Raw genomic sequence first — 26,996 nt, forward strand, 5'->3', positions numbered from 1 at the left:
CCCGACGAACGGTGACAAAGCCACGCCTGCACTTGCCCGTTCCCCTGTTCCCCTTTCGGCAGCCGCTGAAACCCGCCTGGCACAGGCGGGCCGGCTACAATTCGTCGATATTCACCCAGCGCCTTTCATGGGCGGCGAGACGAATTGCCGCAGCCAGCCTTTCCACCTGCCAGGCCTCTTCGAAGTCGGGGCCTTGCTGACCTTGTCCTGCCAGCGCCTGGACCAGGGCATGGACTTCCAGGGTCTTCAGCTCGTTGTAGCCCAACTGATGCCCGGCCGCCGGGCTGAACGCGGCATAGCCCGGCAGGTTCGGTCCGGCCAGCAGGCGCTGGAAACCGCCCTGGCCGGCGCGACACAGGCGCAGTTCGTTCAGGCGTTCCTGATCGAATGCCAGGGTGCCGCGAGTGCCGCTGATCTCGACACTCAGGTGATTCTTGTAGCCGTGCTTGAGCCAGCTGCTGCTGAAGGTGCCGCGGGCGCCATTGGCGAAGCGCAGCAGGGCGTGGGTCTGGTCATCGACGGCGATCAGGCGCTGTTCGCCGCTGCCGGCACTGGCCGGACGCCGGGCGTGGACGGTCTGGCTGTCGGCACAGACGGCAGTGATATCTCCCAACAGATAACGCGACAGCGCCAACAGGTGGCTGCCGAGGTCGGCCAGTGCGCCACCGGCGTGTTGCGGGTCGCAGCGCCAGGACCAGGGCGCGGCAGGATCGGCCATGAAGTCTTCGCTAAACTCGCCCTGGAGGCTGATGATCTCGCCCAGCTCACCGCTGCGGATCATCTCTCGTGCGAGGACAATCATCGGGTTGTGCTGGTAGTTGTAGCCGACCCGCGTCACCACACCGGCATCGCGGGCGGCCTGGCGCATCTGGCTGGCCTGGTCGAGGCTGACCGCCAGGGGCTTTTCGCAATACACCGGCTTGCCCGCGGCCAGCGCGGCCATGGCCATGGGGAAGTGCAGGTGGTTGGGGGTGGTGATCGCCACCAGTTGCACCTCGGGGTCGTCGATCAGGCGCTGCCAGTCGCCGTGACCGCGTTCGAAGCCCCAGGCCCTGGCACAGGACACGGCCCGCTGGGCATCGGCGTCGGCGAGGGTGCTCAGGCGCAGGCGCACCGGCAGTTCGAAGGCCGCGCTGACATTACGAAAGGCCAGCGCGTGGGCGCGTCCCATGAATCCGGTACCGATCAGTCCTACGCCGAGTTCGCGCATTGCCAAGCCCTTTGATGGTTATTGTCTGGAGGGCTATTTATGGAATAAAAATTCACGCGACTCAAACGATAAAACCTCATTTTTACCTCATAAAAACCTCAGTCCCCATGGATCGGCCCGCCAATAAAAAAGGCAGCCCGTGGGCTGCCTCGATGTGCATGTGCCTGATTCAGGACAGGAAGGTTCAGGACAGGAAACCACCGTCCACATTCAGCGAAACGCCAGTGGTGTAGCTCGATGCGTCGCTGGCCAGGTACAGCACCGCACCGGCCATCTCGCTCGGCTCGGCCACGCGCTTGAGCGGGATCTGTTGCAACGCGGTCTTGAGGATCGCGTCGTTCTTGACCAAGGCTGAGGCGAACTTGGTGTCGGTCAGGCCTGGCAGCAGGGCGTTGCAACGAATGCCGAACTGCGCGCATTCCTTGGCGAAGACCTTGGTCATGTTGATCACGGCGGCCTTGGTCACCGAATAGATGCCCTGGAACACCCCGGGGGAAATGCCGTTGATCGAGGCCACGTTGATGATGCTGCCGCCACCGTTGTCACGCATCAGCTTGCCGGCCTCCACCGACATGAAGAAATAACCGCGGATATTCACGTCGACGGTCTTCTGGAAGGCGCTCAGGTCGGTGTCCAGCACGTTGCAGAACTGCGGGTTGGTGGCGGCGTTGTTGACCAGGATGTCCAGGCGTCCGAACTGCTCGCGGATGGCGGCGAAGACCTGGGTGATCTGCTCCATTTCGCCGATATGACAGGCAATGGCGGTGGCCTTGCCCCCGTCGGCGACGATCGCGTCGGCGACGTGCTGGCAGCCGTCGAGCTTGCGGCTCGAGACAATCACATGGGCGCCTTGCTGGGCCAGCAGCCGGGCGATGGCTTCACCGATGCCACGGCTGGCGCCGGAGACAAAGGCAATCTTGCCGTCGAGGTCGAACAACTGAGTCTTGGACATGGTTTTTCCCTTGTTGTGGTCGCGGTCAGAGGCTGGATTTATGGATGACTTGCAGGCTCATCTGCTCCAGCAGCTTGTTCATGTGAATGAACTGCGCAAAGCGTTTGTCCTGGGTCTGGCCGTGGAAGAAACGGTAGTAGATCTGCTGCACGATACCGGCCAGGCGGAACAGGCCGTAGGTGTAGTAGAAGTCGAAGTTGTCGATCGACAGGCCCGAGCGCTCGGCGTAGTAGTCGACGAACTGGCGGCGGCTGAGCATGCCCGGTGCATGGCTGGGCTGACGGCGCATCAGTTGCACCGGTGCCGGGTCGCCGGCCTCGATCCAGTAGGCGAGGGTATTGCCCAGGTCCATCAGCGGGTTGCCGAGGGTGGTCAGTTCCCAGTCGAGCACGCCGATGATCTGCATCGGGTTCTGCGGGTCGAGGATCACGTTGTCGAAACGATAGTCGTTGTGAACGATGCTCGAGGTCGGATGGTCGGCGGGCATCTTGTCGTTCAGCCAGGCCTTGACCGTTTCCCAGCTCGGGGCGTCCGGGGTCAGGGCCTTTTCATAACGTTCGCTCCAGCCGCGGATCTGCCGGGCGACATAACCCTCGGGCTTGCCCAGGTCGGCCAGGCCGCAGGCGTTGTAGTCGACGCGGTGCAGTTCCACCAGGCGATCGATAAAGCTCTTGCACAGGGTCTCGGTCTGGGCGGCATCGAGGCCCAGCTCCGGCGGCAGGTCGGAACGCAGGATGATGCCCTTGACCCGTTCCATCACATAGAACTCGGCGCCGATCACGCTCTCGTCGGTGCAATGGGCATAGGCTTTCGGACAGTACGGAAATCCGTCCTTGAGCTGGTTGAGAATGCGGAATTCGCGTCCCATGTCGTGGGCCGACTTGGCCTTGTGGCCGAACGGCGGACGCCGCAGGACGAACTCCTGCTCGGGGTACTGGATCAGGTAGGTCAGGTTCGAGGCACCGCCAGGGAACTGGCTGATGCTCGGCAGGCCGCTGAGGCCTGGAATATGCGCCTTGAGGTACGGATCGATCAGGCCGGCATCGAGTTCTTCGCCTGCCCGGATACGGGTGGACTGGTCAGTAAGCGCCATGCTTATCCCTTCTGCTTATTCTGGAGGCCAGAGATTATTGGCTAATCTAATGCTCGCCCGGCAGGGTCACAAGCAAGACCCGGCCTTATAGGTCTGCGTGTTGCAGGATAATCAGCGTTCCTGATGCGCGAGCAGAAATCCAGGGTAGCCGAAAAAGCCCGGTCTGGATCAGACCGGGCAGTTCTGTCGGCGGCAGGGCGGGAAGGTACGCTCTAGAGGCTTTCGTCGAGGAATTGTACAACCGTGCCCATGCAGGCCTGGCGCTCTTCGACATGGGGCATGTGGCTGGAGTCTTCGAACAGCGCCCAGCGCGCGCCGGCGATCTTCTCGACATAGGGCCGGACCACCGCTTCGGTGGCTTCGTCATGGCGCCCGGAGATCACCAGGGTCGGGACTTTCACCAGGTGCAGGCGGTCGATGATGGTCCAGTCCTTCAGCGAGCCGATGACGTGGAACTCGGTCGGGCCGCTCATGGTGTGATAGACGGTGGGGTCGGCATCGACCTGGGCGAAGGTGCGGGCCACTTCATCCGGCCAGGGAGTGATGCGGCAGACATGGCGATCATAGAACGCCCGTGACGCTTCGACGTATTTCGGGTCGTTGTAGGTGCCGGCCTGCTCGTGCTTGAGCAGGGCCTGCTGGACGGCCGCGGGCAACTGCTCGCGCAGGCGATTGGCTTCGCTGACCCAGGTGCGCATGCACGACGGCGAGTTGGCGAGGATCATCGCCTTGAGTCCCGCCGGCTGGCGCACCGCGTGTTCGCTGGCGAGCATGCCGCCCCAGGATTGACCGAGCAGTACGTAGTGCTGGCGGATGCCCAGGTGGTCGAGCAGGTTGTCCAGTTCATCGAGGAACAGCTGGACGGTCCAGAAGGACGGATCCTGGTGGGGCAGGTGGGTCGACTTGCCGTTGCCCAGCTGGTCGTAGTGGACCACTGCGTGGCCGCTGGCGGCGATGTCCTTGAAGGCGTCGACATAGTCATGGGTACAGCCCGGGCCGCCGTGGAGGATCACCAGGGGCGTACGACCGTTGGCCAGGTCGCCGGTGACACGGTACCAGGTCTGGTACGGGCCGAAGTGCGCAAAGCCTTCGCGTATTTCGTTGAATTCCATTTCTTCAGACTCCCTGAATGCACGATTCAGGGCACGATAGCGAAACTTTTCCGCCGGCATAACTAGGTGAATTGATAGGTTTTTGCCGGGTCAGCTGTCGAGCAACCGGTAGTGCACCGCCCGCAATACCGCCTGCACGCGGTTTTTTGCCCCCAACTTGTGCATGGCGGAGGCCAGGTGCAGGGTCACCGTAGCCAGGGAACGGTGCAGGTGCTCGGCGATTTCCTTGGCGGTGAGGCCCTCGGCCGCCCATTGCAGGCATTCGCGCTCACGCCGGGTCAGGCGAATATGCGGATATACGCGCATTTCAGGGCTGAATAAAGGGTAGGCGGCTTCCTGTAGTGCGTGGGAAATGACGCTGAAATCCGTAAGGGTTTGTCGCGCATCCTTTAGGACATATTTACCGTTGCCCGTACGCAGCCCGGTCAACGAGGCGAAGCCACCCTTCGGCAGGTGGATCGGCACGCTGACGCCGCAGGTCATCTGCCGGTCGTGCAGGTAGCTGGTCACGGGGGAATGGCGCTGGTCGATGACCTTTTGCAGGGCGGTTTCGGCCTTGGGCTGATAGGACCAGACAAAGGGCGCGACGGTGCCCAGCGCCAGGTATTGCACGGGGTCTATCTGGTAGAAGCCGTGCTCGCACCAAAGCGAGTGCCAGTCCGCCGGGGTGTTGCGGACCTTGAGCACGGATGGGGTGATCATGCTGCCGTCATGGTCCAGCGGCACCGGTGTGTAGTCGTACACCAGGGCATCGAATCCCAGGTGACCCGCGAGTATCAGCGCGTTGTCCATCAGCTCGTCCATGTTGTTCCCGGACAAGCGGCGGGTATCGACCTCAGAGAATTTGACCTGCATCCTTTCCTCTCCTGAATAAATTTCAATCCTGAAATCAAGCAAGTAGAATGCCACGCCGCGGCGAGGGACAGCCAGACCAAACCTATAAGAATTGCTAGCTTATGGGCTCGGAAATTCCCCGCTAGGGTGAAGCCGACAGGCTACAAGAGTCTGCAACAGGGAGAGTGGCAATGTGGTACGAACTGCAACCGGATCAGCGTTACACCCTTGAAGTCGATGGCCACAGCATAGTGGTCTACAGCTACGGCAGTGGCGATGAGGTGCTCTTGTGCCTCAACGGCGGCCCTGGCCTGCCATGCGACTACCTGCGCGATGCCCATGGCTGGCTGAAGGAAAAGGGCTTGCGGGTGGTGGCGTTCGACCAGTTGGGTACCGGCGCGTCCGACCGCCCCAGCGACCCGGCATTGTGGGATATCACCCGTTACGTCGCCGAAGTCGAGCATGTACGCCAGGCCCTGGAACTGGGGCGGGTGCATATGCTCGGCCATTCCTGGGGTGGCTGGCTGGCCATCGAGTACGCGATCCATCATCCGCAGCACCTCAAGACCCTGGTTCTGGAAAACACTGTCGGCGATATCCCGCACCTGACCGGGGAACTCGAGCGTCTGCGTGGGGCCCTGGGCAGCGAGACCGTGGCGATGATGCAGCGCCATGAGGCCATGGGCACCCTGGATCACCCGCAGTACCAGGCGGCGATCACCTTGCTCAACTATCGGCATGTGTGCCGCCTCGACGAATGGCCGGCACCGGTCAGGCGTTCGCTGGACGACTGGAACATGGGGCCGTACGAGGCCATGCAGGGCCCCAACGAGTTCCTCTATGTCGGCAATCTCAAGGACTGGAACCGCATCGAGCAGATGGCCGACTTCACGATGCCGGTGCTGATCACCACCGGCCAGCACGACGAACTGACCCCGGCCTGTGCCTATCGGATGAAACGCGCGCTCCAGGATGTCGAGCTGCATGTGTTCCCCAACAGCAGCCATATGCCGTTCTACGAGGAACCCGAGGCCTACTTCCCGGTGCTGCTCGACTTCCTCCAGCGTCATCGGGGCGCTGCATGAACCTGCAGCGCTACCGCTTTATCCTGACCCGGCCGCTGCAATTGCTGCCGGTGCTGTTCGGCATCAGCCTGGTGACCTTCGTCCTGATCCGCTCGATTCCCGGCGATCCGGCGCGGGCACTGCTGGGCTCGCGCACCACGCCGGAGGCGCTGGCCAATATCCGCGCCCAGTTCGGTCTCGACCAGCCGCTGCCGATGCAGTACTTCTATTTCCTCAAGAACCTGCTGCAAGGCGACCTGGGCCAATCGATCCAGTACCGGGTCGATACCCTGAAGCTGATCGTCACCCGTATCGAGCCGACGCTGACCCTGGTCCTGGGCAGCGTCGTGCTGGCACTGCTGATCGCGATCCCGCTGGCTACCCTGGCCGCCCGGCACAAGGGCGGCTGGATCGACAACCTGGTGCGGGTGTTCACCACCAGTGGCCTCGGCGTCCCGGCATTCTGGCTGGGCATCATGCTGATCCTGGTATTCAGCGTGCAACTGGGCTGGTTTCCGGTGACCGGCTACGGCCGTGACTGGCTGGACAAACTGCACCACCTGGCGCTGCCGTGCCTGACCATAGCCCTGGCGCTGTCCTCGGTGCTGATCCGCAACCTGCGGGCGAGCATGCTGGTGGAGTTGCAGGCCGATCATGTCACCGCCGCCAGGGCGCGGGGCCTGTCCGACGGAGCGATCCTGCGCCGGCATGTGCTGCCCAATTCCCTGGTGCCCACGGTCAACCTGCTGGCCGTGAATATCGGCTGGCTGATCAGCAGCACGGTGGTGATCGAAAGCCTGTTCGCCATTCCGGGCATCGGCCAGTTGCTGGTGCGCGGGATCTTCGGTCGTGACTACATGGTGGTGCAGGGGGTGGCGATGGTCCTGGCCCTGGCGACGGTGGCGGTGAACTTCCTCGCCGACGTGGCCACCGTGGCGATCGATCCGCGGGTGAAAGTCCGATGAGCAGCGCAGGGACCCTGGTGGTGCGGCGCAATGCCCTCAGCCTGCGACTGGGCAACGGCCGGCTGGCGATGTATCTCGGCCTGGCGATTCTCGGCGGCTGGCTGGTGCTGGCGCTCTTCGCCCCGTGGATCGCGCCCTACGATCCGATCCTGCAAAACACCGATGTGCGCTTGCTGGCGCCGAGCGCGGCCCATCCCTTCGGCACCGATCACTTTGGCCGGGACGTGCTGTCGCGGGTGATCTGGGGGGCCCGGGTCGACTTGCAGTTGTCGGTACTGGGGGTGATTTTCCCGTTCCTCATCGGCACCGTGGTCGGTGCCTTGTCCGGTTATATCGGCGGACGTTTCGATACCCTCTGCATGCGCCTGATCGATATTGTGCTGGCCTTTCCGTTCCTGGTGCTGATGCTGGCGATCATGGCGATTCTCGGCCCGGGGCTGACCAGCTTCTATATCGCCATGGCCCTGGTCGGCTGGGTGTCCTACGCGCGGTTGATCCGCTCGCAGATCCTGATCCTCAAGGAAAGCGACTTCGCCCTGGCGGCGAAAAGCCTCGGCTTCGGCCATGGACGCATCCTGTTCCGGCACCTGCTGCCCAACGCGTTGTTCAGCTCGGTGGTCTTCGCCATGTCCGATGCGGTGCTGGTGCTGCTCAATGGCGCCGCCGTGAGCTACCTGGGGCTGGGCGTGCAACCGCCGACGGCGGAATGGGGCACCATGGTCGCCGAAGGGCAGAGCCTGATTACCAGCGCCTGGTGGATCTGCACCTTCCCGGGCATCGCCATCGTCACCCTGGCCATGGGGTTCAGCCTGCTGGCCGACGGTGTCGCCGAAGCCATGGGAGAGCGCACATGAGCTCGCCGGTGTTGCAGGTCCGCGACCTGAGTGTGCTGGCCCATAATGGCCCGACCCCGCTGACCCTGGTCGATCGCCTGTCCTTCGACCTGATGGAAGGGGAAATCCTCGGCCTGGTAGGGGAAAGCGGTTCGGGCAAGACCCTGGCCTGCCGCGGCCTGATGCGCCTGCTGCCGTTCACCGGGCTCAGTGTCGAGGGCGGCGCCGTGCACCTGGCCGGGCAGAACCTGCTGGCGCTGGACGAGACCGGCATGCGGGCGATGCGCGGACGCCAGATCGGCATGGTGTTTCAGAACCCCAGCAGTCACCTTGACCCGCTGATGCGCATCGGCGAGCAGATCGGCGAGGGTATCCGCCAGCATCAGCAGTGCTCGCGCCGCGAGGCGCGCGCACAGGCGATCGAGGTCCTGCGCCAGGTCGGTATTCCCGACCCGCAGCGTCGCGTCGACAACTATCCCCACGAATTCTCCGGTGGCATGCGTCAGCGGGCGATGATCGCCGTGGCCCTGGGCTGCGAGCCCAGGGTGCTGATCGCCGACGAGCCGACCACCGCCCTCGACGTGACGGTACAGGCGCAGATCCTGCGGCTGTTGCTCGACCTGCGGGACCAGCGCGGGCTGTCATTGATCATGATCACCCATGACCTGGGCGTCGTCGCGCAGACCTGCGATTCGATTGCCGTGATGTATGCCGGTCGCCTGTGCGAGCACGGCAGCAAGCGCGATCTGCTGGCGCGGCCGCGCCATCCCTATACCGCCGGCCTGGTGGCGTGCCAGCCGGCTGGCGGCGCCGGCCAGGAGCCGCTGCGGACCATCGGCGGCCAGCCGCCCCTGCTCAACGCCTTGCCGACCGGCTGTCGTTTCAACCCGCGTTGCCAGCACCTGGGCCCGCAGTGCGGCGACGTGTTGCCTGAACTGCGGGCCATCGAGCAGGGACAGGGACAGCGGGTGGCCTGTCATTACCCCTTGGCGCTGGGAGGCCAGTCATGAACCTGCTTGAAGTCAAGGACCTGCAGGTGCGCTTCGCCGCACAAGGCAGCGGTTTCCTGGGGATGAACCGGCAATGGGTGAGGGCGGTCAACGGCGTTTCCCTGAGCCTGGGCGCCGGGGAAACCCTGGGCCTGGTCGGCGAGTCCGGCAGCGGCAAGAGCAGCTTTGGCCGGGCCATCCTGCGGCTCAACGATATCGCCGCCGGCCAGGTCCTGTTCGATGGCGTGGATGTCGCCCAGGGGCACGGGATCGAGCTGGAACGCCTGCGCCGCGAAACCGCGATGATCTTCCAGGATCCCTATGCCGCGCTCAATCCACGCCTGAGCATCGGCGAAACCCTTGCCGAAGTGCTACGGGTGCAACGCAAGGTGAGTGCCGGGATGATTCCGGCACGGGTCGAGGAATTGCTGACCCTGGTCGGGCTGCGCCCGGAACTGGCCGGACGCAAGCCGGGCAGCCTCAGTGGCGGCCAGTGCCAGCGGGTGGGCATCGCCCGGGCTCTGGCGGTGGAACCGCGGCTGATCGTTGCCGACGAATGCGTGGCGGCGCTCGATGTGTCGATCCAGGGCCAGATCATCAACCTGCTGCTGGAACTGCGCCAGCGCCTGAACCTGTCGATCCTGTTCATCGCCCATGACCTGGCCATCGTCCGGCGCCTGTGCGACCGGGTGGCGGTGATGTACCTGGGGCAGATCGTCGAAGAAGGCAGCGTCGAGGCGGTCTTCAGCGCCCCGCGCCATCCCTATACGGCGGCCCTGATCAGTTCGATCCCGGATATCGACCCGGATCGTCGGCTGCCTTCCGAACCCTTGCCCGGCGAACCGCCGAGCCCGCTGAACGCACCGAGCGGCTGCGCCTTTCACCCGCGTTGCCGTCTCGCCCGGCCCGGCTGTGCCGAGACACCGCCGCCGACCCATTACCTCGCGCACCAGCGCTACAGCTGCGTGCTCGAAGAACCGCTGTCGCAAACCCCAAACCCACCATCGATTAACAGGGAGTTATACGCATGAGATCCAGGCATTTGAAACTGTTGAGCGCGGCCGCCCTGGCCGTCTGCTCGTTGGCGGCGGGCGTGGCGCAAGCCGCGGGCGTGCTGACCATTGGTTGCCGGGAAGATAGCACCACCTTCGACCCGATCAAGAGTGCGCAGAACCGCGATACCTGGGTGTTCGCCAATGTCTACGACACCCTGGTGCGCGTCGACAAGGCCGGCACCCAGCTGGAGCCCGGCCTGGCTGAAAGCTGGACGACCTCGCCCGACGGCCTGACCTACACCTTCAAGCTGCGCCCGGCGAAGTTCTCCGACGGTTCGGCGATCACCGCCAGCGACGCGGCCTTCAGTCTGTTGCGCATCCGCGACAACAAGGCGTCGCTGTGGAGCGACTCCTACAAGCTGATCGACAAGGCCGAAGCCAGGGACCCGCAGACCCTGGTGGTGACCCTCAAGACCCCGTCGGTGCCGTTCGTTTCGCAACTGGCCTCGCCGACCGCCTCGGTGCTGTCGCAAAAGGCCATCGAGAAGATGGGCGAGGATGCCTACGCCGAGAAACCGGTGGTGTCCGGAGCCTTTACCGTCAAGGAGTGGATTCGCGGCGATCGCGTGGTCCTGGAGAAGAACCCGGACTTCTGGCAGGCCGGCAGCGTCAGCCTGGATGGCGTGGAGTGGATTTCCATCCCGGATGACAACACGCGGATGCTCAAGGTCCAGGCCGGCGAGCTGGACTCGGCGATCTTCGTGCCGTTCTCGCGGGTCGATACCTTGCAGAAAGACAAGAACCTGGTGGTGCACCTCGACCCTTCGACCCGCGAAGACCACCTGCTGATCAACCACGCCCATGGCGAACTGGCCAAGCCGCAGGTGCGCGAGGCCCTGGACTATGCGATCGACAAGAAGTCGCTGGTGGACACCGTCACCTTCGGCAAGGGCGTCGTGGCCTACTCCTACATTCCCAAGGGCGGCCAGTACCACTACGCGGACAACCTGCAACGCCCCTACGATCCGGAGAAAGCCAAAAAGCTGCTGAGCGAAGCCGGGGCTTCGAACCTCAAGCTGAACTATGTGGTCAATGCCGGTAACGAGGCGGACGAGCAGATCGCCGTGATGGTCCAGCAGCAACTGGCCAAGGTCGGGGTCACCGCCAACCTGCAGAAAGTCGACCCGACGCAGAGCTGGCAGATGCTGATCGACGGCGCCTACGACCTGTCGGTGATGTACTGGACCAACGACATTCTCGACGCCGACCAGAAGACCACCTTCGTCCTCGGTCACGACACCAACAACAACTACATGACCGGCTACCGGAACGAGAAGGTCAAGGAGCTGGTGGCGGCGGCCCGTGTCGAGAGCGATCCGGTCAAGCGCAAGCAGATGTACATCGACCTGCAGAAGATGGCCAAGGCCGATGTCAACTGGATCGACCTGTATTACAGCCCGTACATCAACATCTCGCGCAAGAACATCGAGAACTTCCAGCAGAACCCGCTGGGCCGTTTCTCGTTGGAAGAGACCGTGAAGAAGGATGACAAGGTCGCCAGCAAGTGAGGGCTGGCTGAGTCGAATACCCTGTAGGAGCCGGCTTGCCGGCGATGGCGGTGTTTCAGGCGACGAAGATGTCGGCTGTCAGGTCGCTATCGCTGGCAAGCCCGCTCCTGCAATGGGCCTATCAGGAGGGGAACAGCTCGCTCAGTTTCATGGCCAGCATCATGTCGCCTTCGGCGCGCAGCTTGCCGCCCATGAAGGCCTGCATGCCGTCGGTTTCGCCGCTGACGATGCCTTCGAGGGTCTCGCCGTCCATCACCAGGGTCACTTGTGCGTCCGGGTTTTCGCCTTCCAGCAGTTCGCAGGTGCTGTCCTTGACCACCAGCGAGAAGTTCTTGGTGTCGTCGATACGGAAACCGAACACCAGGTCCAGGCCGGCAGCGGCGGCTGGGTTGAATTTGGCTTTCATTGCTTGTACGGCATCGGCTACAGAAGTCATGGTTCGATCCTTTTATGGGTGATTACAGCGACCCCAAGGGTCACGGTTGGCCGGTTCTCAACGGAAGGTGATGAGTTCCGGCGCCTTCAGCAGTTGCAAGTGGGTTTGACTGTTGAAGGAAGCCAGGGCCACCTCGCGACCACGGAACTTGAGCTGGTTGAGCGAGGTGTTGACGATTTGCCAGTTCAGCTCGAACGCCTGTCGCGCGGGCATCCGGGTGATCAGGTGGAGCAGGGCGGTGATGGTGCCGCCCGAGGTGAATACGGCGATCTTGCGGGTATTGTCGGCGCTGTCGAGGATCCGTTGCAGGCCACCCTGGACACGGTCGACGAACTCCAGCCAGCTTTCCAGGCCGGAAGGGTCGTGGCTGCCGTCGAGCCAGCGCTCGATGATCAGGGCGAAGATACGTTGGAATTCGCCACGGTTCTGCGCCGCGTTGCGCAGGATATGCAGGGCTTCGGGTTCGTCCGGCAGCAGGCCGGGGAGCAGGGCGCGGATCACCGCGTCGGCATCGAATTCGTTGAAGGCCGGGTCGATCTCCAGCGGCGGTACCGGCACGCCGACAGTGGCGAACTGTTCCAGGGCCAGGGTCGCGGTGTCCTGCTGGCGACGCAGGTCGCCGGCCAGGCAGCGGTCGAAGCTCAGGCCCAGTTCAGCCAGGTGCTGGCCGAGGACCTGTGCCTGGCGCACGCCGATCGGCGACAGCACATCGTAGTCGTCGGCACCAAAGGAGGCCTGGCCATGTCGAATCAGGTAGATACTGCCCACGTCCGCGTCGTCCCGGTACGTTGAAGTTCTGGCGAGGTTATGAGGATGCCGGAAGCCTGTCAATGAAAAAACATACGCTCGTTTGAAATGTTTGTTAGAGACTTGTTTCCCGGCATGACGGCGGCTGGCCGCACGGCGGTCCCGACGGTATGCTTGAAGTGTCATGCCCCCAAAGCCGGGGGTCGCCTCGTTTTTAAGGAGTCACCGTGGAGTTTCTTGCAGAGTACGCAAGTTTTCTGGCTAAAACCGTCACCCTGGTCATCGCCATAGTCGTGGTGCTGGTCGTCGCGGCTTCATTGCGCAGCAAGGGGCGGCGCAAGTCCGCCGGCCAGTTGCAGGTCAGCAAGCTCAACGATTTCTACAAGGGCCTGCGCGAGCGCCTGGAGCAGACCCTGCTCGACAAGGACCAGCTCAAGGCACTGCGCAAGCAGCAGGGCAAGGACGACAAGAAACAGAAGAAACAGCCGGAGGCCAGGCCGCGAGTGTTCGTGCTGGACTTCGACGGCGATATCAAGGCTTCGGCGACTGAAAGCCTGCGCCACGAAATCACGGCCCTGCTGACCCTGGCCACGCCACGGGACGAAGTGGTGCTGCGCCTGGAAAGCGGCGGCGGCATGGTTCACAGCTACGGGCTGGCATCCTCGCAACTGGCGCGTATCCGCCAGGCCGGGGTGCCCCTGACGGTATGCATCGACAAGGTCGCGGCCAGCGGCGGCTACATGATGGCCTGCATCGGCGAGAAGATCATCAGCGCGCCCTTTGCCGTGCTGGGCTCCATCGGCGTGGTGGCACAGCTGCCCAACGTCAACAAGCTGCTGAAGAAGCACGATATCGACTTCGAAGTGCTGACCGCCGGTGAATACAAGCGCACCTTGACAGTGTTCGGCGAGAACACCGACAAGGGCCGGGAGAAGTTCCAGGAAGACCTGGATATCACCCACCAGCTGTTCAAGAACTTCGTCTCCCGTTACCGCCCGCAGCTGGCCATCGATGACGTGGCCACCGGTGAGGTCTGGCTGGGTATTGCCGCGCTGGACAAGCAACTGGTCGACGAACTGCGCACCAGCGACGAGTACCTGGCCGAGCGCGCCAAGGCCGCCGAGCTGTTCCACCTGCACTACGCCGAACGCAAGAGCCTGCAGGAGCGTGTCGGGTTGGCCGCCAGCGGCTCGATCGACCGTGTGCTGCTCAACGCCTGGAACCGACTGACCCAGCAGCGTTTCTGGTAGAACCCGGCTTGTCGGCTTCCAGCGGTACGCACCGATGGAAGCCGTCGCACCAGCTATAAGTACCCCCCTTTCCCGCCAGGCGATCAATACGCTGGAGTCTCTAATGGATATCCAGGTTGATTGCCATGGAAGAAACAGATGTCATCGAGCCCGGCCCGGCCCCTGCCGCGGCGGGCATTCATTTCGATATGATCAAGGAGAAGATTCCCCGCTGGCTCTATCAGGCGGCTCCGGAAATACGCCTGTTGTTTCGCGAGCACCTGCTGGCCCTGGAGACGTCGCGGCACGAAATCCAGCGGATCATGGCGCAGTTGCAGAAGATCGACGCGTTCTGCATGCCCCGTCTGGCCCAGGCGCTGGAGCGACAGGTCAACGGCGACCACGACTTGCAGGACGTGCGGTTTGTCAGGGTCGATGCGACCTACCTGTCCAGTATCTTCGAAGACAAGCTCTTCAGCTTTACCCACAGCCAGACCCTGCTGGAGGCGGCCTTGCAGAACTTCGAGGCCGGCGAGGCCGAGCGGGGTGCGCTGGAAGGCAAGGCCATTATCCAGTTCCCGGGGCAGGCTGCTGGCAGGAAACGGTCCCTGGCGCCCGAGGATTTTGCCTGGCTTTGTCGGAACCTGGACCTGGGCGCCTTGTATCAGACGCATATCGACAGTGTGTTCAACCCTCCCGAGTCGTCGGCCAACGGTGCTTCCTCGGTAAAGCAGCATTTTGCCGAGTATGACAAGCAGACACTGGCGGTGACCGCCGATATCGCCTACATGAAGGGAGAGATCACCGCGTCGACCTACGGTTTGCTCGGGGGGCTGGTCAAGGGGCAGAAGGGCCTGAAGCTGGGGGGCGAACTGATTCATTGCAGTCGGATGAAGATGTTCGATATCGAGTTGAGCGGCTGGGTAGTCATCGGCGCGCAGCTGATCGAGGGCTCGACGTTGCCCTGCATTGCCTATATCCCGGATGATCCGCGCGGGCCATTGAAGCGCTACAGCCACTTTGTCCTCTTTGAGCACGATCTGACCCTGAAACTCCGGGATCCGTCCTACCAGCAGTTTTTCGCCCGCTTCATCCCCGAGAAATACCGGCTGCGGTTCTTTGGCACCCTCAAGGCCACGCTGCTTTCCCAGGACCGCCAGTGGCCACCCCTGCCGGCGATTTTCCAATATATCCCGTTAAGCGAAATACCCATCGACGGCGACCTGTTCGCGAGCTTCCAGCAACAGCGCTACCAGCAGATCAAGGCGCACGCCCGACATCTGGCGGTTCCCACGGCCGACGTCGACGCCCGGGTGCGCCAGGCGCGCCTGGACGCATACCGCGAAGCCGGCCTGAGCCTGCTGACCCTGGCCTTGTCGTTCGTGCCGGTGATCGGCGAAATCATCCTGGCGGCGGCCGTGGTGAAGATGGTCGTGGAAGTCTATGACGGCTTTTCAGCCTGGCGGATCGGGGAAAAGCGCGAGGCCCTCGGCTATCTGCTGGGGGTGGTGGAGGACATCGCCGTACTGGCGGCGGGGGCCGCGGTCATGAAGGGCGGCAAGGCCGTGTTCAGGAGCCTGGCCCCGCCCTCGGTCGACTCCCTGATCCCCGTTGAGGCGCCGGAGGGCGGGCGCCGGTTGTGGAAGGCCGACCTTGAGCCCTATGAACGTGATGTCCGTCTTCCGGATGACCTCCAGGCCAATGAGATGGGCCTGTATCCGTACCAGGACAACCTCTATCTGCCGCTGGCGGAAAAGCTCTATGCCGTGCGGTATGACCGCGCTCGCCTGCAATGGCAGATTGAACATCCAGGAGGCGGGCAGTTCCATGCCGTGCCACTGCGCTTCAATCGCACGGGGTCCTGGCGGACGATTTACGAACGGGTGGCGGACTGGCCCGTGGAGCAACTGTTCCGCCGCCTCGGCGAGCCCATGGTCGGCCTCGGCGACCACGTGCGCCTGCAGATCCGGCAGTTGTGTTCCGCCCAGGAGAGCGTGCTGCGCAAGGCCCTGACGGACAATCAGCCGGTGCCCGCGCTGCTGCTCGATACCATCAAGCGCTTCAGGATCGACCAGGCCATCAGCGATTTTATCGGTGAGGTGCCCGATGCCATTTCACGCACGGTGGAGCAGGGTGATCTGCGCCTGCGGGTGCTGACATCGCTGCCCGACTGGCCGGAAAACCGTGTCATCCAGGTGCTCAACGACCTGGGGGGCATCATGGAGGAATACGGTCGGCGGACCTCCGAACAGTTTTCCTCGCTGCAGATCATCGAGTCACAGCTCAAGAATGGTGACCTGCTCAGGTCGACGCTGCACATGCTGAGCGAGTCCGAGCGCTACCAGTTGCTCGGCGCCGAGCTGACGGACAATGGCGCGCGGGTCCGGGTCTTGAACCAGCACCTGCGGCAATGGGCCGGGCAGCGGCGGCAATGGTTGTTCGACGAGCTGTATGCGGCGAGCGAAAAAACCGACGACACACGGGTCAAGCGCATTCTCGGGGTGTTTCCCGGCTTGCCCGGCAGTGCCGCCCGGGAGCTGATCGCCCATGCCAACAGCGCCGAACTCGACCTCTTGAACGAACGCGTGCCGCTGCGGTTCTCGGAGGAAATCCGCTGGTATCTCAAGCAGTTGAAGCTCAACCGTGTGTGCGAGAGCTGGTACCTGCAGGCTCCGCAATACGCCCAGGCGGACCGCCTCGCGCTGCATACGCTCGGGAGATTGCCGGGTTGGCCGGCCAGGGGGCTGCGTATCGATTTGCGCAAACAGCGCTTCACCAGCGAGACCCTCGAAAGGGTGGGGGATCCGGACATCGTCACGCCCCGGGTGATCCTCAAGGTCGGACGGGAATACAACGCCTTCGATCACTCGGGAACGTTCCTGGGGAGTGCGTACAACATCTTCGATGCCATGGTACGGACCTTGGCGGAGCCTGATCGCATTGCCCTGGGCCTCAGCGGCGCGAAGCGGGGGGGCTGGCTCAAGGAGCAGATTGTCGCCCAGATTTACCTGGATCCTTATGCCGCGCAGGAGACGCTGGGGCTGGCACCGTTCAGCCGCTGGTTCAGGCCCCCGATGCGCCTGGCCTCGGGGCGTATCGGCTACCCGATGAGCGATGGCAGCAGGATCCTCGGCTATTCCGAGCGATTGATCGGGCGCGTGCGTGACCTGTATCCGGGGTTTTCCTCGGAAGAAGTGGGGAGTTTTCTCACTTCTCTGCACTTGCCCGAATCGGCCTGCCTGGTGGAGCTCGAACGCCTGCGCGAGGAGTATGAAGCGCTGTTCGCCACGCTGGATAAATGGGTGCAGCGCCAGACCTGGAGGCGTGTCCGGGGCACCTTGCAAGTCGCTCCCGTGGCCCTCGACAACAAACAGCGGGTAGCCGACGCGATCCTCGCCTGCTGGCGGAAACAGTCCAACCGCCACCTGTTGGGCGGGCAGAATTTCTACGAACTGGACCTGTTGGGCATGCGTGTCGGCGACTTGCCGGCGATCACTGCCAACTTCAGTCATGTGGGCTTTCTGTTCATGAACGACATGGCCCTTGCCAGCACTGAGGTGTCGTTCCTGTCGCGCTTCCGGCAGTTGCGCTGGCTGTCCATGGGCTTCAACCATCTGAGCAGCCTGCCGGTGGAACTGGAGAGCATGTCCGAGTTGGCCCACCTGCACCTGCCAGGCAACCAGATCGTGCTGAACGCCCAGGCATCCGCGGTGCTGGCGGGCCTGACCCGGCTGAAGTTCCTCAACCTCTCGGACAACCCGTTGCTCCTGCCGCCCGATATCAGCCGGATGAGCGAGCTGGAGACCCTGTTGCTGCGTCATGCCGAACTGGATCGCTGGCCATCCGGGGGAGCGGCGCTGCGTAACCTGCAACGCCTGGACCTGCGCAACAATCGTATTTCGACGATCCCTGAGGAGGTCTACTCCTGGCCCGCCGCCATCAACCGGGTTACCTATCTGCACGAAAATCCGGCGCTTTCGGCCGAGGGCATGCAGCGATTGCAACGTTACCAGCGTGAAACCGGCATCAACTTCGGCATCGATATCCCGGGCCGACCGCGCCCTCATGCCGTGCGCCGGACGCCGTCGCTGCGCGAGTGCGACCACTGGCTGGAGGCGATATCGGTTGAGCAGAAGAACCTCAAGGAGCAGCAATGGCAATTGCTGCACCGCCAGCAAGGCTCCGAAGACTTCTTCAAGCTGCTGGCGGACCTGAGTGTCACCGCCGAATACCGCGAGGCCCGCGAGGATCTGAGCCTGCGTGTCTGGCAGGTGGTGGATGCGGCCAGTCAATACAGTGAACTGCGCGAAGAGCTGTTTGTCTCGGCCTCCCACCCGCAGACCTGCTCCGATGGCGCGGAGCTGGTGTTCAGCGACATGGAGGTCAGGGTCCTGGTCCATCAGGCGAGGGCAATGGCCGCAGGCACTCCGGCCGTGACCGAGCGGAATCTGCTGAAGCTGGCCCGGGGCTTGTGGCGCCTGGACGAGGTCGAGGCCCTGGCCCAGGCGGATATCGAGGCACGGCTGAAGGTCTCGAACGCGGCCCAGGTCGATCCGGCGGAGGTGAGGCTGGCCTATCGCATTGGCTTGAGGGAGCGACTGGATTTGCCGGGCCAGCCCGGGCACATGACCTTTACCGAATTGGCCCGGGTGACGAAGCAGAACCTGGACGCGGCCTGTTCCAGGGTGCTGGCTCGGGAAGAAAGCCCGGCGTATGCAAAGGCCCTGGCGGATCGCGAGTTCTGGGTCGACTACCTGAAGGAGCATAACCCTGCGCGGTTCAAGGACATCGATGAGCAGTACCAGGCCGTTGTCTCCGCGCTGGACGCCCGGCGTACCAGCCGAAGCAGCCCGCAATGGCATGAGTTCATCGATATCGAACTGGAGGCGCAGATGGGCGATGAGCTCAAGGCCTGGCGAGAGGCGCAGGCCAGCGAGGCGCTGGCGCTGACCCGGGAAACGCTGGAGAGGATTCCAGAAGAGGAACTGGACTCATGAGCACCGGCCCGGGCGCCGGATGGACGCCCGGGTCGAGCGGGTTCAGCGACGACGGAACAGCGGCAGCGGTTCGTCGGTGGCGGCCTGGTAGGTCACCGAGAAGTCCTTGAGGCTTTCGAGGGCTTCGTAGGGGTCCTTGTCGGCTCGCAGGGCATAGGCATCAAAGCCGCAGCGGCGCAGGTAGAACAACTGGTCGCGCAGGACATCGCCAATGGCCCGCAATTCGCCCTTGTAACCGTAGCGGTCACGCAGCAGGCGGGCATTGGAGTAGTTGCGGCCGTCGGTGAAGGCCGGGAAGTTCAGCGCAATCACCTGGAAATGCTGCAGGTCATCGCCGATTTCCTCGGCTTCCTCATCGGCGTCCAGCCACACGCCCAGGCCGCCGTCGCGGGCCTTGAGGGCGTGGGCGTGCTCGCGCCACAGGGCCAGCGGCACGATCAGGTCGTCGCAGTTGGTAATGCCGTCGAGGGTCGCGTCCTTGGGCAGCAGGTGCCAGGTTTCGTCGATGACCTCGTTGTTCTTAATGATTCGCTGCATAGACGCGTTCCTTGAAGAGGTCGATGCCGATACGTTGATAGGTGTCGATGAAGCGCTCGTCTTCGGTACGTTGTTCCACGTACACGTCGATCAGCTTCGAGATCACGTCGGGCATGTCGTCCTGGGCGAAGGACGGGCCGAGGATCTTGCCCAGGCTGGCGTCGCGGCTGGCGCTGCCGCCCAGGGACACCTGGTAGAACTCTTCGCCTTTCTTGTCCACCCCGAGAATGCCGATATGGCCCACGTGGTGGTGGCCGCAGGCGTTCATGCAACCGGAGATGTTCAGGTCCAGCTCGCCGATGTCGAACAGATAGTCCAGGTCGTCGAAACGGCGCTGGATGGCTTCGGCGATCGGAATCGACTTGGCGTTGGCCAGGGAGCAGAAGTCGCCGCCCGGGCAGCAGATGATATCGGTCAGCAGGCCGATGTTCGGCGTGGCGAAACCGTGCTCGCGCAGTTCGCCCCAGAGGGTGAACAGCTGGCTCTGCTCGACATCGGCAAGAATGATGTTCTGCTCGTGGGACGTCCGCAGCTGGCCGAAGCTATAGCGGTCGGCGAGGTCGGAAATGGCCTCGAACTGCTTGTCGGTGACATCGCCCGGAGCGACGCCGGTGGGCTTGAGCGACAGGGTCACGGCGATATAACCGGGCTTCTTGTGGGCCAGGGTATTGCGGGTGCGCCAGCGGGCGAAGCCGGGGTGCTGGCGGTCCAGCTCGGCGAGTTGTGCCGCCTGGTCGTCCAGCGCCTTGTAGTCCGGATCGACGAAGTGCCTGGCGACGCGCTGCACTTCGGCTTCGGTCAGGGTGGTCTGGCCGCCGCGCAGGTGGGCCATCTCGGCCTCGACCTTCTCGGCGAAGACCTCGGGGGTCAGGGCCTTGACCAGGATCTTGATCCGCGCCTTGTACTTGTTGTCACGACGACCGTAGCGGTTGTAGACCCGCAGGATGGCATCGAGATAGCTCAACAGGTCCTGCCACGGCAGGAACTCGTTGATAAAGGCGCCGACCACCGGGGTACGGCCCAGGCCACCGCCGACCAGCACGCGGAAACCCAGCTCGCCGGCGGCGTTGTACAGCGGCTCCAGGCCGATGTCGTGGACTTCGATGGCGGCACGGTCGGAGGTCGAACCGTTGATCGCAATCTTGAACTTGCGCGGCAGGTAGGCGAATTCCGGGTGGAAGGTGGTCCACTGGCGAACGATCTCGCACCACGGGCGCGGATCGACCAGCTCATCGGCGGCGACCCCGGCAAACTGGTCGGTGGTGACGTTGCGCAGGCAGTTACCGCTGGTCTGGATCGCGTGCATCTGCACAGTGGCCAGCTCGGCGAGGATATCGGGGATGTCTTCCAGCGCCGGCCAGTTGAACTGGACGTTCTGCCGGGTGCTGATATGGGCATAGCCCTTGTCATAGTCGCGGGCGATCTTGGCCATCATTCGCGTCTGGCGCGATGTCAGCTGACCGTAGGGCACGGCTACCCGCAGCATCGGGGCGAAACGCTGGATATAAAGGCCATTTTGCAGGCGCAGAGGGCGGAACTCTTCTTCGCTCAGTTCACCTGCCAGATAGCGTCGGGTCTGATCACGGAACTGCTTGACGCGGTCCTCGATGATCCGCTGATCGTACTCGTCGTATACGTACATATTGATCCTGTTTTCAGGCTTTTATAGGTCCCGCGAAGGCACAAGCGCAGTCACGTTACCTGAACAATTCCGCGCGCACGGCCGCGCACTCCTGCAAGGAGCCGGCGCAAGATAGCAGTTTGCATTTATGCGCAAAAGTGATGTTTTTGAATATGAACATAACCAGAATCGATAAGCAGCGTTGTTCGGCAAAGACCTTGGTTGTGATAGGGGCAATTGTCGTCTTAACTATCGATGAGTCTTCGAGCAATCACCGATAAAACCGACAAGAGGCGATGCGATGGGCAATTCAACCAAAGCAAGGAAAAGCGACAGTACGGTCGATGCCTGGGCGATCCTGTTTCTGATCATCCTGGTGGTAGGCACCGCGGTGTTCTGGGTCAGCCACAAATAGCGCGGCATTCCCTGCCGCCGCACTGAAACGCAATCAGCCGTCACTGTGGAAGCGAGCTTGTTTCCGGTGGCGTTCCGGCGATAAACACAAGGGTGCCGTCTGTCTGCTGGGGCCTGGGGTTATCGTTGACGCCTGTCTTGAGCAAGCCCGCTTCCACAGGGGAGGGCATTCGTGTCTGCGCGACCTCCCTTTCTGGCACGAATCGTCGGACAGTTTCGACGATCTGTCTCGGTCTCCAGGTACTTTGCTTGCTATCATGCGCCGCTTATTTCCGGGGCGCGGTGACATGCTGAAGACTCTCTGCAAGGGGCTGTTGATCCTGAGCCTGCCGTTCTGGGCCGTGGCCCAGGCCACCACCGTGGTATTTCTCAACCCCGGCTACTCCTCCGAGCCCTTCTGGCGCAGCTACAGCGACTTCATGCAGGCGGCTGCGCGCAATCTCGGCCTGCAGCTGGAAGTGCGCTATGCCGAGCGCGACCCGCAGACCAGCATCGCCCAGGCCCACGACATCCTGCAAGCCGCGCAGCGGCCCGATTACTTGCTGTTCGTCAACGAACAGTACATCGCGCCGCAGATCATGCGCATGGCCCAGGGCAGTGGGGTGAAGCTGTTCCTGGTCAACAATGCATTGACGCGCGAGCAGAGCCAGCACCTGGGCGCTGCTCCGGAATTGCTGGGCAGCATGGTGCAGAATGATGAAGAGGGCGGTTACCTGATGCTGCAGGAACTGATCCGCCTGCGCACCTTGCAGGCCCCCGGCCAACCCATCGAGCTGCTGGCCTTTGCCGGGATGAAGCTGACCCCGGCCTCGCAACTGCGCGAGAAAGGCATGCGCCGGGCCTTGGCCGAGCATCCCGAGGTCCGTTTGCGGCAACTGGTGTATGGCGAGTGGAGCCGCCAGCGGGCCTTCGATCAGGCCGGGCAGATGATTCGCCGCTATCCGCAGGCCTCGCTGGTCTGGTCCGCCAATGACGAGATGGCCCTGGGTGCCATGGAGGCCTTTGAAAAGGCCGGGCGTCAGCCGGGGCGGGATGTCCTGTTCAGTGCGGTCAACAGTTCGCCGCAGATTCTCCAGGCACGCATCGACGGACGCCTGAGCGTGCTGCTGGCCGGGCATTTCACCCTGGGTGGCTGGGCGATGGTGCTGCTGCGCGACGATGCCGACGGCATCGACTTCGCTCGTCACGGTGGGCGGGAGCGTCAGATACAGGTGTTTGAACTGATCGACAAGGCACAGGCCAAGCGCCTGCTGAACCTTGGCGCCGCGGATGACTACCACGTCAATTTCAGGAAACTGAGCGCCCACGGCCAGGCGGACAACTACCGTTATCCCTTTTCGCTGAAGACCGTGCTGCCCTGAAAATATCCTATGCTGGCTGTAGGTCCGGCGGTTGCCAGGGAGCACGTTGTCAGACGCCGGCGAAGAGCAGCACCAGTTTGACGATGCCGAACAGCGTCAGCGCGAACACAGCGGTGAACAGGATGCCCAGGATGACGAAATGACTCGGCTTGCCGTGGGTGAAATCGCGGGCGCGGTTTCTCCCGCTTTGCACGCCGAAGGCAGCCGCCATCACGCTGTGCAGCATCTGCCAGAAGGTCGGGGGTTTGTTGTCGATCGGGTCGTCCATAAAGCCCTCCACACAGGTCTGTGTGTGGAGAGCATAGACGATCCCCGGTGGACTCAGTTGTCGTAGCCGAGGTTGGGCGCCAACCAGCGCTCACTGACGCTCAGGTCCTGGCCCTTGCGCGCGGTGTAGCTTTCCACCTGGTCCTTGTCGACCTTGCCCACGGCGAAATACTGCGCCTGCGGATGGGCGAAGTACCAGCCGCTGACCGCCGCCGCCGGGAACATCGCATAGTGCTCGGTGAGGAACACGCCGCTCTTGCCGGCCTTGCCTTCGCTGGCGTCCGGGTCCAGCAGGGCGAACAACGTGCTTTTCTCGGTGTGGTCCGGGCAGGCCGGATAGCCGGGAGCCGGGCGGATACCGCTGTACTGCTCCTTGATCAGCGCCTCGTTGTCCAGCGCTTCGTCCCTGGCATAACCCCAGTATTGCTTGCGGACCTGCTGGTGCAGCCATTCGGCGCAGGCCTCGGCCAGGCGGTCGGCCAGGGCCTTGACCATGATCGAGTTGTAGTCGTCGCCCTTGTCCTGGTAGGCCTTGGCGACTTCCTCGGCGCCGATCCCGGCGGTGGTGATGAAGCCCCCCACGTAGTCGGTGATGCCGCTGTCTTTCGGCGCGACGAAGTCGGCCAGGGAGAAGTTCGGCTTGCCGTCGGTCTTGATGATCTGCTGGCGCAGGTGATGCAGCCTGGCAATGGGCTGGCCGTCTTCGCCATAGAGTTCCAGGTCATCGTCCTGCACCTGGTTGGCGGGCCAGAAGCCGAACACCGCGCGGGCACTGATCAGTTTCTCGTTGATCAGCTTGTCGAGCATTTCCCGGGCATCGGCATAGAGCGCGGTGGCGGCTTCGCCGACCACTTCGTCCTCGAGAATGCGCGGGAACTTGCCAGCCAGGTCCCAGGAGATGAAGAACGGTGTCCAGTCGATGTATTCGGCGAGGACCTTGAGGTCGATATTGTCCAGCACCCGGGCGCCGGTGAAGGTCGGTTGCACCGGCTGGTAGCTGCTCCAGTCGAACTGCGGCTTCTTGGCGATCGACGCGGCGTAGCTCAGGCGCTCGGTGCGGGCACTGCGGTTGGCGGTGCGCTCGCGGACCTCGATGTATTCCTCGCGGGTCTTCTGCACGAAGCCGGCCTTGAGTTCCTTGGACAGCAACTGCGTCGCCACGCCCACGGCGCGGGAGGCGTCGGTGACATAGACCACCGCATCGTTGCTGTAGCGCGGTTCGATCTTCACCGCCGTGTGGGCCTTGGAGGTCGTCGCGCCGCCGATCATCAGCGGCAGGTGGAAGTCCTGGCGCTGCATTTCCCGGGCGACGTGGACCATTTCGTCCAGCGACGGGGTGATCAGCCCGGAGAGGCCGATGATGTCGCATTTCTGCTCCTTGGCCACCTGCAGGATCTTCTCCGCCGGCACCATCACGCCGAGGTCGACGATATCGTAGCCGTTGCAGCCCAGCACCACGCCGACGATGTTCTTGCCGATATCGTGGACGTCGCCCTTGACCGTGGCCATGAGGATCTTGCCCTTGGCTTCCGGCTTGTCGCCTTTTTCCAGTTCGATGAACGGAATCAGGTGGGCCACGGCCTGTTTCATCACCCGGGCGGACTTCACCACCTGGGGCAGGAACATTTTCCCGGCGCCGAACAGGTCGCCGACGATGTTCATGCCGGACATCAGCGGACCTTCGATCACTTCGATCGGGCGGGCGAACGACTGGCGCGACTCTTCGGTGTCTTCGACGATATGGGTGGTGATGCCCTTGACCAGCGCGTGTTCCAGGCGCTTGTTGACGGGCCAGCCGCGCCATTCCTCGGTCTCGGCTTCCTTGACGCTGCCGTCGCCCTTGTACTTGTCGGCGATGGCGAGGAGGGCGTCGGTGCCTTCCGGGGTGCGGTTGAGGATCACGTCCTCGACGGCATCACGCAGTTCCGCCGGAATCTGGTCGTAGATCTCCAGCTGGCCGGCGTTGACGATCCCCATGGTCAGGCCGTTGCGGATCGCATACAGCAGGAACACCGAGTGGATCGCCTCGCGCACCGGGTTGTTGCCGCGGAACGAGAAGGACACGTTGGACACGCCGCCGCTGGTCAGCGCATAGGGCAGCTCGTCACGGATATAGGCGCAGGCATTGATGAAATCGACGGCGTAGTTGTTGTGCTCTTCGATACCGGTGGCAACCGCGAAGATGTTCGGGTCGAAGATGATGTCTTCCGGCGGGAAGCCGACTTCGTTGACCAGGATGTCGTAGGAGCGCTTGCAGATTTCCTTCTTGCGCGCCTCGGTATCGGCCTGGCCGGCTTCGTCGAAGGCCATCACCACCACGGCGGCGCCGTAGCGCTTGCACAGCCTGGCATGGTGGATGAACTGCTCGACGCCTTCCTTCATGCTGATGGAGTTGACGATGCCCTTGCCCTGGATGCACTTGAGGCCGGCTTCGATCACTTCCCACTTGGAGGAGTCGATCATGATCGGTACGCGGGAGATATCCGGTTCACCGGCGATCAGATTGAGGAAGGTCACCATGGCCTTCTTCGAATCGAGCATCCCTTCGTCCATGTTGATGTCGATCACCTGGGCGCCGGCTTCCACCTGCTGCAGGGCGACTTCCAGGGCTTCGGTGTAGTTGTCCTCGCGGATCAGCCGGGCGAAGCGCGCGGAACCGGTGATGTTGGTCCGCTCGCCGACGTTGACGAACAACGACTGGCGGTCGATGGTGAACGGTTCCAGGCCGGACAGGCGGCAGGCCTTGGGGATGTCCGGGATGACCCGCGGTGCGTAGCCGGCAACGGCCTTGGCGATGGCCGCGATATGCCCGGGGGTGGTCCCGCAGCAGCCGCCGACGATGTTCAGGAAGCCGCTCTGGGCGAATTCCTCGATGACCTTGGCGGTTTGTTCCGGCAACTCGTCGTACTCGCCGAATTCGTTCGGCAGGCCGGCATTGGGGTGCGCGGAGACGTGGGTGCTGGCCTTGTTCGACAGTTCTTCCAGGTACGGCCGCAATTCGCTGGCACCCAGGGCGCAGTTCAGGCCGACCGAGATCGGCTTGGCATGGGCCACGGAGTTCCAGAAGGCTTCGGTGGTCTGCCCCGACAGGGTACGGCCGGAGGCGTCGGTGATGGTCCCGGAAATCATGATCGGCAGTTCGAAGCCCTGTTCCTCGAAAACGCCTTGCACGGCGAAGATCGCCGCCTTGGCGTTGAGGGTGTCGAAGATGGTCTCGATCAGGATCAGGTCGACGCCGCCTTCGATCAGGCCGCGGGCGGCCTCGGTGTAGTTTTCCACCAGTTCATCGAAGGTCACGTTGCGGTAGCCGGGGTTGTTCACGTCCGGCGACAACGAGCAGGTGCGGCTGGTCGGGCCGAGTACACCGGCGACGAAGCGCGGCTTGGCCGGGTTTTCCAGGGTCTTGGCGTCGGCGATCTTGCGCGCCAGCCGTGCGCCTTCGACGTTCAATTCGTAGGCCAGGTCTTCCATGCCGTAGTCGGCCATGGAAATGCGCGTGGCGTTGAAGGTGTTGGTTTCCAGAATGTCGGCGCCGGCGTCCAGGTAGGCCTTTTCGATGCCGCCGATCACATCCGGACGGGTGATGACCAGCAGGTCGTTGTTGCCCTTGACGTCGCTGGGCCAGTCAGCGAAGCGTTTGCCGCGATAATCCTGCTCTTCGAGCTTGTAGCTCTGGATCATCGTGCCCATGCCGCCGTCAAGAATCAGGATGCGTTCTTTGAGGGCTTGCTGGAGAGCGTGTAGGCGAACACTGCGATCGGACATGGGACTA

Annotated in this window: 20 protein-coding genes; 9 read left to right on the top strand and 11 right to left on the bottom strand. The window is 63.1% G+C overall.

Translation table 11 applies throughout. The annotated features are described in order from the left end of the window. Positions 1–94 precede the first annotated feature (94 nt). The 5 genes from KI243_RS15420 to KI243_RS15440 all read right to left on the bottom strand — a co-directional run bounded on the left by KI243_RS15420 (position 95) and on the right by KI243_RS15440 (position 5,222). Positions 95–1,210 (bottom strand): Gfo/Idh/MocA family oxidoreductase, encoded by a 1,116-nt coding sequence (locus KI243_RS15420; protein ID WP_017127293.1) that lies wholly within the window; start codon positions 1,208–1,210, stop codon positions 95–97. 184 nt (positions 1,211–1,394) lie between these two features. Further along, on the bottom strand, positions 1,395–2,162 hold the full coding sequence (locus tag KI243_RS15425) for an SDR family oxidoreductase (protein WP_178990164.1): 768 nt from the start codon (positions 2,160–2,162) through the stop codon (positions 1,395–1,397). Positions 2,163–2,187: 25 nt separating this feature from the next. Further along, complete coding sequence (locus tag KI243_RS15430; RefSeq protein ID WP_017127291.1) at positions 2,188–3,255, bottom strand: phosphotransferase family protein; 1,068 nt, start codon at positions 3,253–3,255, stop codon at positions 2,188–2,190. 212 nt (positions 3,256–3,467) lie between these two features. Further along, entirely contained in the window at positions 3,468–4,367 is a 900-nt protein-coding gene (locus KI243_RS15435; protein ID WP_178990162.1) for a proline iminopeptidase-family hydrolase, read from the bottom strand. A gap of 90 nt (positions 4,368–4,457) precedes the next feature. After that, positions 4,458–5,222: a LuxR family transcriptional regulator gene (locus KI243_RS15440; protein WP_017127289.1), complete on the bottom strand. Its 765-nt coding sequence runs from the start codon at positions 5,220–5,222 to the stop codon at positions 4,458–4,460. Between the two features lie 170 nt (positions 5,223–5,392). Between KI243_RS15440 and KI243_RS15445 the strand changes: the two genes are divergently transcribed. Genes KI243_RS15445 through KI243_RS15470 form a run of 6 tightly spaced genes read left to right on the top strand, consistent with a single transcriptional unit; the run spans position 5,393 to position 11,615 of the window. Beyond that, entirely contained in the window at positions 5,393–6,286 is an 894-nt protein-coding gene (locus tag KI243_RS15445; protein ID WP_017127288.1) for a proline iminopeptidase-family hydrolase, read from the top strand. After that, positions 6,283–7,230: an ABC transporter permease gene (locus tag KI243_RS15450; protein ID WP_017127287.1), complete on the top strand. Its 948-nt coding sequence runs from the start codon at positions 6,283–6,285 to the stop codon at positions 7,228–7,230. The genes KI243_RS15445 and KI243_RS15450 overlap by 4 nt, the downstream gene beginning before the upstream one ends. Next, positions 7,227–8,084, top strand: a complete 858-nt coding sequence (locus KI243_RS15455) for an ABC transporter permease (RefSeq protein ID WP_017127286.1) — start codon at positions 7,227–7,229, stop codon at positions 8,082–8,084. Before KI243_RS15450 ends, KI243_RS15455 begins: the two co-directional genes overlap by 4 nt. Beyond that, positions 8,081–9,073, top strand: coding sequence for an ABC transporter ATP-binding protein (locus tag KI243_RS15460; RefSeq protein WP_212811104.1), 993 nt, complete (start codon positions 8,081–8,083; stop codon positions 9,071–9,073). The genes KI243_RS15455 and KI243_RS15460 overlap by 4 nt, the downstream gene beginning before the upstream one ends. After that, a complete protein-coding gene (locus KI243_RS15465) occupies positions 9,070–10,083 on the top strand; it encodes an ABC transporter ATP-binding protein (RefSeq protein WP_212811105.1) in 1,014 nt (337 codons plus the stop codon). Before KI243_RS15460 ends, KI243_RS15465 begins: the two co-directional genes overlap by 4 nt. Continuing rightward, positions 10,080–11,615 (top strand): ABC transporter substrate-binding protein, encoded by a 1,536-nt coding sequence (locus KI243_RS15470; protein WP_042935826.1) that lies wholly within the window; start codon positions 10,080–10,082, stop codon positions 11,613–11,615. Before KI243_RS15465 ends, KI243_RS15470 begins: the two co-directional genes overlap by 4 nt. A 121-nt stretch (positions 11,616–11,736) precedes the next feature. Here the strand turns inward: KI243_RS15470 and KI243_RS15475 are convergent, their stop codons facing one another. Beyond that, positions 11,737–12,051 (bottom strand): SCP2 sterol-binding domain-containing protein, encoded by a 315-nt coding sequence (locus KI243_RS15475; RefSeq protein WP_019409572.1) that lies wholly within the window; start codon positions 12,049–12,051, stop codon positions 11,737–11,739. A gap of 57 nt (positions 12,052–12,108) precedes the next feature. Beyond that, a complete protein-coding gene (locus tag KI243_RS15480; protein WP_017127281.1) occupies positions 12,109–12,819 on the bottom strand; it encodes a histidine phosphatase family protein in 711 nt (236 codons plus the stop codon). A 206-nt stretch (positions 12,820–13,025) separates the two neighbouring features. Here KI243_RS15480 and sohB point away from each other — a divergent pair, with 206 nt between their 5' ends. Both sohB and KI243_RS15490 read left to right on the top strand, forming a co-directional pair. Beyond that, the gene (gene sohB / locus KI243_RS15485) at positions 13,026–14,048 is read left to right on the top strand and encodes a protease SohB (RefSeq protein WP_017127280.1); all 1,023 of its coding nucleotides are present in this window, start codon (positions 13,026–13,028) and stop codon (positions 14,046–14,048) included. Positions 14,049–14,173: 125 nt separating this feature from the next. Further along, positions 14,174–19,024 (top strand): NEL-type E3 ubiquitin ligase domain-containing protein, encoded by a 4,851-nt coding sequence (locus KI243_RS15490; RefSeq protein WP_244861871.1) that lies wholly within the window; start codon positions 14,174–14,176, stop codon positions 19,022–19,024. A gap of 42 nt (positions 19,025–19,066) precedes the next feature. On the opposite strand, the gene KI243_RS15495 is transcribed toward KI243_RS15490, so the two are convergent. Together KI243_RS15495 and KI243_RS15500 are read right to left on the bottom strand one after the other, a co-directional pair. Continuing rightward, positions 19,067–19,561: a DUF934 domain-containing protein gene (locus tag KI243_RS15495; protein ID WP_017127278.1), complete on the bottom strand. Its 495-nt coding sequence runs from the start codon at positions 19,559–19,561 to the stop codon at positions 19,067–19,069. Then, the gene (locus KI243_RS15500; RefSeq protein ID WP_177107858.1) at positions 19,545–21,203 is read right to left on the bottom strand and encodes a nitrite/sulfite reductase; all 1,659 of its coding nucleotides are present in this window, start codon (positions 21,201–21,203) and stop codon (positions 19,545–19,547) included. The genes KI243_RS15495 and KI243_RS15500 overlap by 17 nt, the downstream gene beginning before the upstream one ends. 680 nt (positions 21,204–21,883) lie before the next feature. Here KI243_RS15500 and KI243_RS15505 point away from each other — a divergent pair. After that, positions 21,884–22,957, top strand: coding sequence for an ABC transporter substrate-binding protein (locus KI243_RS15505; protein ID WP_212811107.1), 1,074 nt, complete (start codon positions 21,884–21,886; stop codon positions 22,955–22,957). Positions 22,958–23,006: 49 nt separating this feature from the next. On the opposite strand, the gene KI243_RS15510 is transcribed toward KI243_RS15505, so the two are convergent. Continuing rightward, positions 23,007–23,225, bottom strand: coding sequence for a DUF2970 domain-containing protein (locus KI243_RS15510; protein ID WP_177082342.1), 219 nt, complete (start codon positions 23,223–23,225; stop codon positions 23,007–23,009). A 53-nt stretch (positions 23,226–23,278) separates the two neighbouring features. Then, positions 23,279–26,989 (bottom strand): methionine synthase, encoded by a 3,711-nt coding sequence (gene metH / locus KI243_RS15515; protein ID WP_212811108.1) that lies wholly within the window; start codon positions 26,987–26,989, stop codon positions 23,279–23,281. Between the last annotated feature and the right edge of the window lie 7 nt (positions 26,990–26,996).

It is taken from the genome of Pseudomonas sp. Ost2 (assembly GCF_018326065.1).
Lineage (GTDB): Bacteria > Pseudomonadota > Gammaproteobacteria > Pseudomonadales > Pseudomonadaceae > Aquipseudomonas > Aquipseudomonas gingeri.